Annotated in this window: 13 protein-coding genes; all 13 read left to right on the top strand. The window is 43.2% G+C overall.

All coding sequences use genetic code 11. The annotated features are described in order from the left end of the window. Positions 1–47: 47 nt before the first annotated feature. The 13 genes from BTO28_RS10090 (at position 48) to lysS (ending at position 12806) form a co-directional block, all read left to right on the top strand. Positions 48–749, top strand: a complete 702-nt coding sequence (locus tag BTO28_RS10090) for a vWA domain-containing protein (protein ID WP_076765881.1) — start codon at positions 48–50, stop codon at positions 747–749. Further along, a complete protein-coding gene (locus BTO28_RS10085) occupies positions 733–1620 on the top strand; it encodes a protein kinase domain-containing protein (RefSeq protein ID WP_076765879.1) in 888 nt (295 codons plus the stop codon). The genes BTO28_RS10090 and BTO28_RS10085 overlap by 17 nt, the downstream gene beginning before the upstream one ends. A gap of 29 nt (positions 1621–1649) precedes the next feature. Continuing rightward, a complete protein-coding gene (gene tilS / locus BTO28_RS10080) occupies positions 1650–3017 on the top strand; it encodes a tRNA lysidine(34) synthetase TilS (RefSeq protein ID WP_076765877.1) in 1368 nt (455 codons plus the stop codon). Positions 3018–3040: 23 nt separating this feature from the next. Then, the gene (gene hpt / locus BTO28_RS10075) at positions 3041–3595 is read left to right on the top strand and encodes a hypoxanthine phosphoribosyltransferase (RefSeq protein WP_095532675.1); all 555 of its coding nucleotides are present in this window, start codon (positions 3041–3043) and stop codon (positions 3593–3595) included. 104 nt (positions 3596–3699) lie between these two features. Continuing rightward, a complete protein-coding gene (ftsH, locus tag BTO28_RS10070) occupies positions 3700–5709 on the top strand; it encodes an ATP-dependent zinc metalloprotease FtsH (RefSeq protein WP_076765873.1) in 2010 nt (669 codons plus the stop codon). Positions 5710–5816: 107 nt separating this feature from the next. Further along, the gene (locus BTO28_RS10065; RefSeq protein ID WP_076765871.1) at positions 5817–6581 is read left to right on the top strand and encodes a type III pantothenate kinase; all 765 of its coding nucleotides are present in this window, start codon (positions 5817–5819) and stop codon (positions 6579–6581) included. A 13-nt stretch (positions 6582–6594) separates the two neighbouring features. Next, complete coding sequence (hslO, locus tag BTO28_RS10060) at positions 6595–7470, top strand: Hsp33 family molecular chaperone HslO (protein ID WP_076765868.1); 876 nt, start codon at positions 6595–6597, stop codon at positions 7468–7470. Positions 7471–7613: 143 nt separating this feature from the next. Then, positions 7614–8534, top strand: coding sequence for a cysteine synthase A (cysK, locus tag BTO28_RS10055; RefSeq protein WP_076765865.1), 921 nt, complete (start codon positions 7614–7616; stop codon positions 8532–8534). 75 nt (positions 8535–8609) lie between these two features. Continuing rightward, positions 8610–9431: a dihydropteroate synthase gene (gene folP / locus BTO28_RS10050; RefSeq protein WP_076765863.1), complete on the top strand. Its 822-nt coding sequence runs from the start codon at positions 8610–8612 to the stop codon at positions 9429–9431. Continuing rightward, complete coding sequence (gene folB / locus BTO28_RS10045; RefSeq protein ID WP_076765861.1) at positions 9424–9789, top strand: dihydroneopterin aldolase; 366 nt, start codon at positions 9424–9426, stop codon at positions 9787–9789. The genes folP and folB overlap by 8 nt, the downstream gene beginning before the upstream one ends. Then, positions 9786–10307, top strand: a complete 522-nt coding sequence (gene folK / locus BTO28_RS10040; protein ID WP_076765859.1) for a 2-amino-4-hydroxy-6-hydroxymethyldihydropteridine diphosphokinase — start codon at positions 9786–9788, stop codon at positions 10305–10307. The genes folB and folK overlap by 4 nt, the downstream gene beginning before the upstream one ends. After that, positions 10301–11299, top strand: coding sequence for a tRNA dihydrouridine synthase DusB (gene dusB, locus BTO28_RS10035; RefSeq protein WP_076765857.1), 999 nt, complete (start codon positions 10301–10303; stop codon positions 11297–11299). The genes folK and dusB overlap by 7 nt, the downstream gene beginning before the upstream one ends. A 22-nt stretch (positions 11300–11321) precedes the next feature. Further along, positions 11322–12806: a lysine--tRNA ligase gene (gene lysS / locus BTO28_RS10030; protein WP_076765855.1), complete on the top strand. Its 1485-nt coding sequence runs from the start codon at positions 11322–11324 to the stop codon at positions 12804–12806. The last annotated feature ends 247 nt before the right edge of the window (positions 12807–13053 follow it).

Here is a 13053-nt window from a genome sequence, read left to right as displayed (position 1 = left end):
TTATTTCCGTCGATTATGTAGAAAAACAATGAAAGGCGGAGACGATCATGAATATGGGGACGATCAGACAGCTGCTTTTATTAACAGACGGCTGCTCAAATGCTGGAGAAGATCCGGCTGCGATGGCTGCTTACGCTTTACAGTGCGGCATTACTGTAAATGTAATTGGTATTGTTGATGACAGCGGCCGGGCAGAAGGGCTTCAGGAAATTGAAGCGATCGCGAGGTCCGGTGGCGGAGAGAGCCGGATTGTACGGGCTCAATCGTTATCAGAAACAGTGGTTAATGTGACAAGACAGGCGATGACCGGTACGATTTACAGCATTATAAATCAAGAGCTGCGGGAAATTTTAAACAACGATGCTCGTGTTGAATCTCTGCCTCCTGAAAAAAGAAGCGAAATTGCGGAAAAGGTAGAAGAGATTAGCGAAGAAGCGGCATTAAAATTGCTCATATTAACAGATATAAGCGCCAGCATGAAGAAAAAACTTCCGGCTGTTAAAGAAGCATTGTACGACCTGTCGGTTACTATGCAGTCGCGAAGTGGAGATTCTTCATTTTCTTTGTGGACATTTCCTGGGAAATACAGTGCGGCAGAAGAGCGAATTAGCTGGACATCCGATGCAAAAAAATTAGCTGAATCGTTTCCGCAGCTTGCATCAGGCGGTATTACCCCGACAGGTCCAGCCATTAGACAGGCGCTCTCTTCGTTTCTTGAAATGGATGAATATGATGAAAAAACGATATGAAGCCGTGCCGGGTGAGATCTTATACGGGAAATGGACCGGACATAAGTGGCATGTGGAAAGAGAAATCGGCCGGGGGGCGAATGGAATCGTTTATCTCGTGAGGGGGGCAATCGGACAGGCAGCATTAAAATTTGCCGATTCTTCTGCGGTCGCAGCTGAAACAAACACATTGCAATCACTCGAACCGGTCAGGGGATTTTCTCCCGGACCTTTTTTTATTGAGGCGGACGATGTAGAAAAAAATGGTGTGATTTACCCTTTTTATATTATGGAGTACATTGACGGACTGATGCTTCATACATTTATGAGGAGCAAAAAAAAAGAGTGGAGCTTCATTATTTTGCTTCGGCTTCTTGATTTTTTAGCACCGCTTCATCAATCCGGAAAAATAATGGGTGACTTAAAGCCGGAAAACTTTATCGTTTCGGGATCGGCACATCTTATTCGAGCTGTCGATATGGGTGGCATTACGAAGCTGGGGCGTTCCGTTAAAGAGTACACGGCTCTTTACGACAGGGCGGCTTGGCATTCAGGGACACGAGAAGCTGAACCGTCTTATGATTTATTCGCTGCCACTGTGTTAACAGTGGCACTTGTGCACAAAAATGAAGTGCAGGAAGTATCGGGCCGGATCGATCGTCTTGTTGACATTATTGATTCTTCGTTGGTTCTCCGTAAAGCGGCACCAATATTAAAAAACGCACTACATGGTCAATATGACTGTGCATTGACAATGAAAAAAGAATTGCTTGTTTGTTTGTCAGGAAGAGAAGCGTTAAGGAAAAGAAAAAAACAAAAGAAAAAATTACGAAAGTGGCCCGTTTTGTTTATTATTTTAACCGTCGTGTGTGTTCTATTTTTGTTACACTGAAAGAAACGATGAGAAGCGGAGCGGGAACTATGCAGGCTTTTGAAGAACAGATTAAACACTTTATCCAATCGAATCAGCTTATTCAATCAGGCGATCACGTGGCGGTTGCTGTATCAGGAGGTTCTGACTCGATGGCATTGCTTCATTTTTTATTTGAGCATCGTGAAAAATTTGGTATTACGATTAGCGCCGTTCATGTTGATCATATGCTGCGTGGATATGAATCATACGAGGATTTGTTATTTGTTGAATCATTTTGCCGGGAGAGGGTTATTCCTTTTAAAGCGGGGCAAATAGATGCGGGAGATGAATCGGTGCGAACGGGACGGGGCATACAAGAAGCAGCACGCAGCGTCCGCTACACTTTTTTTGAAGAAGCAATGGGGGAACTGGCTGCAAATAAACTTGCGACTGCACATCATGCAGATGACCAAATTGAAACGGTGTTTATGCAGCTGACAAGAGGAGCACACTCGTACACGGGAATTCCAGTAAAGCGCCCATTTGCATCAGGGTCAATTATCCGCCCGTTTTTAATTGTTTCGAAAGAAGAAATCCTTTCCTATTGCAAGTTAAATATGATCCAGTATCGGGAAGATCCAAGCAATCAAAAATTGAATTACACCCGGAATCGTTTTCGCCATAATGTGCTGCCATTCATTAAACAGGAAAATAAAAGAGTCCACACTCATGTACAGCGTTTTAGTGAAGAAAGAAAAGAAGATGAAGATTTTTTACTGACGCTTGCGCAGCAGGAAATGGAACATTTGACCGTTTGGCAGAATGAAAAAGTAACGCTTCAGATCAGTCGGTTTATAGGAGTGCCTTTGCCTTTACAAAGAAGGGTGATTCAACTAATATTAAACTATCTTTATCATGGAAAAACAGCGTTTTCTTTTCTACATATTCAGCACATTTTGCAGCTGCTTCAATCATCTGCTCCTTCAACGAAGTTGAACCTTCCAGCCGGTCTTATCGTTCAAAAAATTGGTGAACACTGTTTGTTTTCTTTTCAAGCAGATGATACCCGGAAAAAGGAAACGGAATTCTTTCTCTTTCCTGGGGATCGTATAAATTGGCCGGCAGGAGGGGTTTTTTCGATAAAAAAAGAAGGAGAATGTCCGCCCGAAGCAGAATGCTTTCAATTGAAATCAGATCAACTTCAATGGCCAATCTGTATTAGGACACGGCTGGAAGGGGACAAAATTCAATTAAAAGGAATGAGCGGTTCAAAAAAGCTGGCCCGTTTATTAATTGACGAAAAGATACCATTCGCGTTTCGGGATCATCTTCCGGTCGTGACGGATGCCGCTGGAACAGTGCTCTGGGTACCGGGAATTCGCAAGTCGATTCACGAACACTCTGGGTCAATGCTGTTAATTTATGAAAAGGAATGATCCAATTCTGGGAGGAAAATCTATTGTTACGTAACGATATTGAAGAAGTGCTCATTTCTGAAGAAGAAATACAGGCAAAAGTGAAACAGCTCGGCGAGAAGCTGACAGAAGAGTATAAAGACCGCTTTCCGCTGTTTGTCTGCGTATTGAAGGGCGCAATGCCATTTATGTCCGATCTCATTAAACGTGTAGACACACATCTCGAAATTGATTTTATGGACGTGTCAAGCTATGGAAAATCAACGGTTTCGTCCGGAGAAGTGAAAATTGTTAAAGATTTGGACACATCTGTTGAAGGACGTGATGTGTTAATTATCGAAGATATTATTGATAGCGGTCTTACATTAAGCTATCTGGTTGAACTGTTTCATTACCGGAAAGCTAAATCCGTGAAAATTGTCACGCTTCTAGATAAACCCACCGGCCGAAAAGCATCGATTAAAGCGGACATGGTTGGCTTTACAGTTCCGGACGCATTCGTTGTCGGCTATGGACTTGATTATGCAGAGCGCTACCGCAACCTTCCGTATATTGGTGTTTTAAAACCGTCAATTTATACGGCAGCTGAAGGTGAATAAATGGGTTCATTAAACAGGCTGAATGAAGGTTCAAATAGTTGTAACACCAACTTTTTGTATGATAATATTGCATATAGTCAGTTTTTTTCGGGAGGAGGTAAGGGATGAACAGAATTTTTCGCTATACCCTATTTTATTTACTCGTTTTTCTTGTAATTATTGGTGTTGTCAGTTATTTCAACAACAATAATGCAGCAACGAATGATATCACGTATAAAGAGTTCATAACGCATCTCGAACAAGATGACGTTGAAAAATTTACACTACAGCCGGAGCGTAACGTATATGAAATACGAGGAGAGCTGAAAGGTGCAGCAGATAACGAAGTGTTTGTTACGTATGTAACAGGTAACGATACAATGCTTAACCAGATTAATGAAGCGGCTCAAAATGCAGAAGTAAACGTTCTTCCGGCTAAAGAAACAAGTGGATGGGTGCAATTTTTTACAACAATCATCCCATTCCTCATTATTTTTATCTTTTTCTTCTTCTTGCTGAATCAGGCACAAGGCGGCGGTGGCGGCCGTGTCATGAACTTCGGTAAAAGTAAAGCCCGCCTTTACAATGATGAAAAGAAAAAAGTCCGCTTTAACGATGTAGCAGGAGCGGATGAGGAAAAACAAGAACTTGTTGAGGTAGTTGAATTTTTGAAAGATCCTCGCAAGTTTTCGGAACTCGGTGCCCGCATTCCGAAAGGGGTCCTTCTTGTAGGTCCTCCAGGTACAGGTAAAACATTATTAGCAAAAGCCGTTGCAGGTGAAGCGGGAGTTCCATTCTTCTCCATAAGCGGCTCGGATTTCGTGGAGATGTTCGTCGGTGTCGGTGCTTCCCGTGTTCGTGATTTGTTTGAGAATGCTAAGAAAAACTCACCTTGTATCATTTTCATCGATGAGATAGATGCTGTCGGCCGTCAGCGCGGTGCGGGTCTTGGCGGAGGCCATGATGAGCGTGAGCAAACGCTCAACCAGCTTCTTGTTGAAATGGATGGATTCAGTGCAAATGAAGGAATTATCATGATTGCGGCGACCAACCGCGCAGATATTCTTGACCCGGCGCTGCTTCGTCCGGGACGTTTTGACCGTCAAATAACGGTAGACCGTCCAGATGTAAATGGCCGTGAAGCGGTTTTGCGTGTACACGCACGCAACAAACCTCTCCATGAATCAGTAGATTTAAAGGCAATTGCACAGCGAACACCTGGGTTCTCGGGTGCGGATCTGGAAAACTTATTAAACGAAGCGGCACTGGTTGCTGCCCGTGGAGATAAGAAAAAAATCGATATGACTGACGTTGATGAGGCAACAGACCGAGTAATTGCCGGTCCTGCGAAAAAGAGCCGCGTTATTTCTAAGAAAGAACGGAAAATCGTTGCATTCCATGAAGCGGGACACACCGTTATTGGCCTTGTCCTTGATGAAGCTGACATGGTGCATAAAGTAACGATCGTTCCACGTGGACAAGCAGGCGGATATGCGGTTATGCTTCCGAGAGAAGACCGTTATTTCATGACAAAACCGGAGCTTCTTGATAAAATCACAGGTCTCCTTGGCGGCCGTGTAGCGGAAGATATTATTTTCGGTGAAGTTTCAACGGGCGCTCACAATGACTTCCAGCGCGCGACGGGTATTGCCCGCCGCATGGTGACGGAGTTTGGAATGAGTGACAAACTTGGCCCGTTACAATTTGGTCAATCTCAAGGGCAAGTATTTTTAGGGCGCGATTTTAACAGCGAACAAAATTACTCGGACCGTATTGCCTATGATATTGATACGGAAATTCAAACAATTATTAAAGAGTGCTATGCTCGTGCTAAACAAATCTTGACAGAAAATCGCGATAAGCTTGAACTCATTGCGAATACCCTTCTTGAAGTTGAAACGCTCGATGCAGCACAAATTAAACATTTGTCAGATCATGGCACACTGCCTGAACGGAACTATGACTCTAACAGTGAAGAAGAGTCAAAAGACAATACAGTTCCAACTGGCGAAACTAGTGCGACAGAAGGAACACCAGCAACGGAAACGACAAATTTGCCGGAAGACGCTGCTGATGTGACGGAAGTACGAGATGATCTCAGGAATCCTCCAAATGGAGGAGAACCAAAAGCATAAACGAAAAGACGTCCGAAAAGTGTATTTCGGGCGTCTTTTTTCTTCCTTTGCAAGGAGTATGGTATGATAAAACACGAAAAAATAGACGAACAGGTGTGGTGAGAAGGTTGATCTTTGTACTGGATGTGGGGAATACAAATACAGTGCTTGGTGTGTATGAAGGGGAAGAACTAAAGCATCATTGGCGGATTGAAACGAGCCGGAATAAAACAGAAGATGAATATGGCATGATGATAAAAAATTTATTTCAGCATGATGGTCTTGGGTTTGAGCAAATTGAAGGTGTAATCATTTCATCTGTTGTGCCGCCTATTATGGCAGCACTTGAACGGATGTGTGAAAAATACTTTCATGTTTTGCCGCTTGTCGTCGGGCCAGGGGTCAAAACGGGTTTAAATATTAAATATGAGAATCCTCGCGAAGTAGGTGCGGATCGCATTGTCAATGCGGTGGCGGGCATTCATGAATATGGCTGTCCTCTCATTATTGTAGATTTTGGCACAGCAACGACGTATTGTTATGTCGACGAAAACGGACACTACATGGGAGGGGCTATTGCGCCAGGAATTGGGATCTCAACGGAGGCTCTTTACACGCGCGCTTCAAAGCTACCGCGTATCGAAATCGCCCGTCCTGACACAATCGTCGGCAAAAACACCGTATCTGCCATGCAGGCAGGTATATTATATGGATATGTCGGCCAGGTAGAGGGAATTGTCTCCAGAATGAAAAAAGAAAACAACTCGAATCCAACTGTCATTGCCACAGGAGGTCTTGCAACCCTTATTTCAAAAGAATGCGATATGATCGATGTCGTTGATCCAGACTTAACATTGAAAGGTCTTTTGTTAATTTACAAACGAAACGTATGAAAGGAAGAGGAACGTGAGCGATTATTTAGTAAAGGCATTAGGGTTTAATGGACAGATCCGGGCTTATGCGGTGGATACAACAAAAACAGTCGGTGAAGCGCAAAGAAGACATGCTTCATGGCCGACAGCCTCCGCTGCACTTGGCCGTTCCATGACAGCGGGTGTCATGATGGGTGCAATGATGAAAGGGAATGAAAAGATAACGCTGAAAATAGAAGGAGGCGGACCAGCCGGCCCGATTCTCGTCGACAGCGACGCAAAAGGCAATGTCCGTGGGTACATTACACATCCACAGACGCATTTTGATTTGAACGAGCAAGGCAAACTCGATGTACGCCGTGCGGTTGGAACAGACGGTATGCTGACCGTTGTAAAAGATCTTGGCCTTCGTGAAAACTTCAGCGGCCAGACACCAATCGTTTCAGGTGAACTTGGAGAAGATTTCACTTATTATTTTGCTGTCTCCGAACAGGTGCCGTCGTCCGTTGGTGTAGGGGTGCTTGTTAATCCGGACAATTCCATTCTGGCAGCAGGGGGATTCATTATTCAACTTATGCCAAATACAGATGATGCCACCATTACAACGTTGGAAGAACGTATTACCAATATGGAGCCTATTTCAAAGCTTATTGAAAAGGGACTGACACCAGAGCAAATTTTAACGTACATCCTCGGTGATGAGAATGTGAAGTTTTTAGAGACTATGCCTGTTCAGTTTGAATGCACCTGCTCAAAAGAACGTTTTGCTAATGCGATTGTGAGTCTCGGCAAAGATGAAATTCAGGAAATGATAGACGAAGATGGCGGCGCTGAAACACAATGTCATTTCTGTAACGAGCAATACATCTTTTCAAAAGAAGATCTTGAACAAATGAAAAAAGAAGCTTGATTTTCTGGAAAACCTGCTAAAAGTAGCAGGTTTTTTCTTTTTCATCTCGAAATTAATCAAAAAGATTGACTTTTCAATTAAAGACTGGTAAATTCTATATAACCAATGAAAATACTCGGCATTTAAATGGAGGTAAGTGATTAATGGTACGCGTAGCGAATTCAGTAGCAGAATTAGTCGGTCAAACACCGGTCGTAAGATTGAACAATGTAGTAGATGAAAATAGTGCGGAAGTATATGTAAAACTTGAATACATGAACCCGGGAAGCAGTGTTAAAGACCGGATTGCGCTCGCGATGATCGAAGCAGCAGAAGAAAAAGGAAACTTGCAGCCAGGCGGTACATTAATTGAACCGACAAGCGGAAACACAGGGATTGGACTTGCGATGATTGCAGCCGCTAAAGGATATAAAGCCATTCTCGTTATGCCTGAAACAATGAGTATGGAGCGCCGCAATTTGCTTCGCGCTTATGGTGCAGAACTTGTATTGACACCAGGACCAGAAGGAATGGGTGGAGCAATCCGTAAAGCGAAAGAACTAGCTGAAGCAAATGGCTACTTCTTGCCGCAGCAATTTGAAAACGAAGCGAATCCTGAGATTCACCGCCGCACAACAGGTAAAGAAATCGCTGAACAGTTTGATCAGCTTGACGCATTCGTATCTGGTATCGGTACTGGTGGAACCATTACAGGTGCAGGTCAAGTGATTAAAGAAAAATGGCCAAATGCAAAAATTTATGCAATCGAGCCGAAAGATTCCCCTGTTCTTTCTGGCGGTAAACCAGGACCTCATAAAATACAAGGGATTGGTGCAGGTTTTGTTCCGGCCATTCTCGATACGAAAATTTATGATGAAGTAATTCAAATTGATAACGATACAGCATTTGAAACATCTCGTCGCGTAGCGCGTGAAGAAGGAATCCTTGGCGGAATTTCTTCCGGTGCGGCGATTGCTGCAGCTGTTCAAGTCGCAAAAGAACTCGGCAAAGGCAAAAAAGTATTGGCGATTCTTCCATCAAACGGCGAACGCTACCTCAGCACTCCGCTTTATCAATTTGATTAATACAATTCAAAACAGGCTGCTTCGTGCAGTCTGTTTTTTTCATGTTAAAATGAAAAAAAGGAGCGATAAGCGAAGATGAAAGCAGGAAGGTTTGAACTGGATTTTCATAAACAGACATATGTAATGGGCATTTTAAATACGACGCCCGATTCGTTTTCTGATGGCGGAAATTATAACGATTCAGAATCAGCTGTACGGCATGCTGTCCAAATGGTAAAGGATGGTGCACACATCATTGATATCGGTGGTGAGTCGACCCGTCCAGGACATATACCTGTTTCCGCCGATGATGAAATCACCCGGGTGCAGCCGATTATTGAAGCCGTTGCGCGTATCGTGGACGTACCGATTTCCATTGATACGTATAAGGCAGAAACAGCTCAAAAGGCAGTTGAAGCAGGCGCGTCCATCATCAACGACATTTGGGGAGCAAAAAAAGATCCGGATATTGCAGCAGTCGCTGCCAATATGGGTGTGCCGATTATTTTAATGCACAATCGCGACAACATGGACTACAGCCATTTTATGCGGGACTGCTTAAACGATTTACATGAGAGCATTACGATTGCGAAAAAAGCAGGAGTGCCAGATGATCAAATTATTCTCGATCCGGGTATCGGCTTTGTTAAAACAATGGATCAAAATATTGAAATGATGCAGCATTTGGACCATGTTGCAGCGTTAGGGTATCCGGTTCTGCTTGGCACATCACGCAAGAGGGTGATTGACTATGTTCTTAACGTCCCGGTAGAGGAGCGGATGGAAGGAACAGGCGCGACGTGCTGCTTCGGTGTACAAAAAGGCTGTCATATCGTCCGTGTTCATGATGTTAAGCCAATTGCGAGAATGATGAGGATGATGGATGCATTAATCGGAAAGGGTCATATTTATGGATAAAATTTTTGTAACGGGGATGGAATTTTACGGCTATCATGGCGTTTTTCCAGAAGAAAATAAGCTTGGACAGCGTTTCCGTGCAGATGTGACAGTGGATGTATCTCTTAAAAAAGCAGGGGAAACTGATGATCTTGATCATTCAGTCAATTATGCGGAGATATATGAGATTTGTAAACGTATCATGGAGGGAAAGCCAGTTAATCTAGTTGAAACGCTGGCGGAAAGAATAGCCGGTAATTTACTGGATTCCTTCGAGCAAATTCGTTCATGTACGGTTAAAGTCATTAAACCGGATCCGCCTATTGCCGGCCATTACGATTTTGTCGCAATTGAAATTACAAGGGGCCGCGGTCAATGAATAATTATGTGTATTTATCGCTTGGAACAAATATGGGGGAGCGTGAAGCCCTCCTGCATGAAGCAGTTCAGATGCTTAATAAAAAAACGGAAATCAACGTTGAAAGGGTTTCTTCTATTTATGAAACAGACCCGGTCGGTTATGCCGATCAGCCTCCTTTTTTGAATATTGCACTGAAAGCAAACACATCCTTCACACCGCATGAGATGCTTAAAGTGTGCTTGGAAATTGAAAATACACTTGGCCGGAAGAGAGAAATCCGGTGGGGCCCTCGGACAATAGACCTTGACATTTTGATGTATAATCACGACAATATTAAATCAGATAGCCTTATTATTCCTCACCCACGGATGAACGAACGTGCTTTTGTGCTCATTCCGCTGGAAGAAATAGATGCAGCGATTGAAATCCCTGAAACAGGTTTACACTATGTGCAGGGAAGAGAAGGCGTCAAGCTTTGGAAAACGGCGGACGCTTTTTCGTACTTGCAAAAACAGAAAGGTGATCATTCATGTTGAAAATCGGACCGGTTGAATTAAAAAACCGGGTAGTGCTCGCACCGATGGCCGGTGTATGTAACTCTGCTTTCCGTCTGACAGTTAAAGAATTCGGTGCCGGCTTGGTATGTGCGGAAATGGTTAGTGACAAAGGAATCGTATTTCAAAATGAAAAAACGATGAATATGCTTTATATCGATGAGCGGGAAAAACCGCTTAGCCTTCAAATCTTCGGCGGTGAAAGAGAATCTCTCGTACAGGCGGCAAGCTTCGTTGATAAAAACACGAATGCAGATATAATAGACATTAATATGGGCTGCCCGGTGCCAAAAATCACGAAATGTGATGCAGGAGCAAAATGGCTTCTGGATCCGAACAAAATTTACGAAATGGTATCGGCGGTTGTTGATGCTGTAGATAAACCGGTAACAGTTAAAATGCGTATGGGATGGGACGAAGACCATGTTTTTGCAGTTGAAAATGCCCGTGCCGTTGAACGTGCCGGCGGACAGGCAGTAGCTCTTCACGGGCGTACACGCGTGCAAATGTACGAAGGGCACGCTAACTGGGATATCATCAAAGAAGTGAAACAATCCATTAACATTCCGTTGATTGGAAATGGCGATGTTGAAACACCTCAAGATGCAAAGCGCATGCTTGATGAAACAGGCTGTGATGCTGTAATGATCGGACGTGCCGCTCTAGGGAATCCTTGGATGATTTACCAGACTGTTCAATATCTTGAAACGGGGGAACTGATCGGTGAGCCGACGCCTAGAGAAAAAATTGACGTATGCCTTCTTCATTTAGATCGCTTAATTGATTTGAAAAACGAAAATGTCGCTGTACGTGAAATGCGCAAGCATGCCGCTTGGTATTTAAAAGGAATCCGAGGAAATGGAAAAGTTCGCAAAGAAATTAATGAGTGTGAAACGCGGGAAGATCTTGCAACGCTATTAAATACATTTGTTGATCAGGTAGAAGAAAAAGAGGCGTCCATTAAGGCGGTTTAATTGATTATAGGAGTGACGTGAAATGAGTGAAGAATTAAATGACCAGCTATTGGTCAGAAGAGAGAAGTTGCAGTCTTTAAAAGATAAAGGACTGGATCCGTTCGGAGGCCGCTTCGAACGTACTCACACAGCTGCAGATATTACAGCTGAGTTTGATTCGTTTTCAAAAGAAGAATTAGAAGCAAAAGAAACAGAAGTGATTATTGCCGGGCGTGTAATGACAAAGCGTGGAAAAGGAAAAGCAGGGTTTGCGCACGTGCAGGATTTGAGCGGTCAAATTCAAATTTACGTTCGTAAAGACGCAGTTGGTGATGATCAATACGATTTATTTACAGTCACAGATCTTGGTGACATTATTGGTGTAAAAGGAAAGCTGTTTAAAACAAACGTAGGAGAGCTTTCTGTTAAAGCAACAGAGTACGTTTATTTAACAAAAGCACTGCGCCCGCTTCCCGATAAACACCATGGCTTGAAAGATATTGAACAGCGCTATCGACAGCGTTATCTAGATCTCATCACAAGTCCAGACAGCCAGAAAACATTTATTGCCCGCAGCCGCATTATCCAATCAATGCGCCGTTATCTAGATAACAACGGGTATTTGGAAGTAGAGACGCCGATGATGCATTCCATCGCAGGAGGTGCAGCGGCCCGTCCATTTGTGACGCACCATAATGCACTAGACATGGAATTGTACATGCGGATTGCCATCGAACTTCATTTGAAACGCCTTATTGTGGGCGGTATGGAAAAAGTATATGAAATCGGCCGTGTGTTCCGTAATGAAGGGGTGTCAACCCGCCACAACCCGGAATTTACAATGATCGAACTGTACGAAGCTTACGCAGATTACACAGATATCATGCGTCTAACTGAAAACGTCATTGCTCATGTAGCAGAGGATGTTATTGGTACAACGACAATCGAATATGGTGAACATACAGTTGAATTAAAACCGGAGTGGCGCCGTCTTCACATGGTTGATGCTGTAAAAGAATTCACTGGCGTGGACTTTTGGCGTGAAATGAGCGACGAAGAAGCCCGTCTACTCGCAAAAGAAAATGGCATTGAGTACAAAGAAACAATGCAATATGGTCATATTGTAAATGAATTTTTCGAACAAAAAGTAGAGGAAAAGCTTATTCAGCCAACCTTTATATACGGACACCCAGTGGAAATTTCTCCACTTGCAAAGAAAAATCCGGAAGATCCTCGCTTTACAGATCGTTTTGAACTATTTATCGTAGGCCGGGAGCATGCAAATGCATTTACGGAACTAAATGACCCAATAGATCAGCGTGAACGATTCGAATCGCAGTTAAAAGAGCGGGAACAAGGAAATGATGAAGCGCATGAAATGGATGATGATTTCATCGAAGCACTGGAATATGGTATGCCTCCAACAGGAGGGCTTGGAATAGGAATTGATCGTCTTGTCATGCTTTTAACAAACTCTCCTTCTATTCGTGATGTACTGTTATTCCCGCTTATGAGACATAAAGATTAATTGATTCCCCCGGTAATTAGCCGGGGGATTTTATGTTTTTAAAAAAACTTTAGGAAACACAAAAAAAGTTCTTGCTTCTTACAAAATACGATGGTATATTTATATTCGTTGTCAGCAACATAGAACAACAAAATATAAAACTTTTTCAAAAAAGTGATTGACATTACTTTGCGGAAAGGTTAAGATATTAAAGTCGTAAACGAAACAATTGAACATTGAAAACTGAACAAAATCAATAAAAACGTCA

Origin of the sequence: Domibacillus epiphyticus (assembly GCF_001975785.1) — a bacterium.
Classification (GTDB): domain Bacteria; phylum Bacillota; class Bacilli; order Bacillales; family Domibacillaceae; genus Domibacillus; species Domibacillus epiphyticus.
This window is presented reverse-complemented; position numbering and strand designations above follow the sequence as displayed.

Bases quoted from the DNA above. Each gene is read 5' to 3' on its own strand.
- folP (WP_076765863.1), top strand. From the start codon at position 8,610: ATGAAAGCAGGAAGGTTTGAACTGGATTTTCATAAACAGACATATGTA.
- dusB (WP_076765857.1), top strand. From the start codon at position 10,301: ATGTTGAAAATCGGACCGGTTGAATTAAAAAACCGGGTAGTGCTCGCA.
- cysK (WP_076765865.1), top strand. From the start codon at position 7,614: ATGGTACGCGTAGCGAATTCAGTAGCAGAATTAGTCGGTCAAACACCG.
- lysS (WP_076765855.1), top strand. From the start codon at position 11,322: ATGAGTGAAGAATTAAATGACCAGCTATTGGTCAGAAGAGAGAAGTTG.
- tilS (WP_076765877.1), top strand. From the start codon at position 1,650: ATGCAGGCTTTTGAAGAACAGATTAAACACTTTATCCAATCGAATCAG.
- folB (WP_076765861.1), top strand. From the start codon at position 9,424: ATGGATAAAATTTTTGTAACGGGGATGGAATTTTACGGCTATCATGGC.
- BTO28_RS10085 (WP_076765879.1), top strand. From the start codon at position 733: ATGAAAAAACGATATGAAGCCGTGCCGGGTGAGATCTTATACGGGAAA.
- folK (WP_076765859.1), top strand. From the start codon at position 9,786: ATGAATAATTATGTGTATTTATCGCTTGGAACAAATATGGGGGAGCGT.
- BTO28_RS10090 (WP_076765881.1), top strand. From the start codon at position 48: ATGAATATGGGGACGATCAGACAGCTGCTTTTATTAACAGACGGCTGC.
- ftsH (WP_076765873.1), top strand. From the start codon at position 3,700: ATGAACAGAATTTTTCGCTATACCCTATTTTATTTACTCGTTTTTCTT.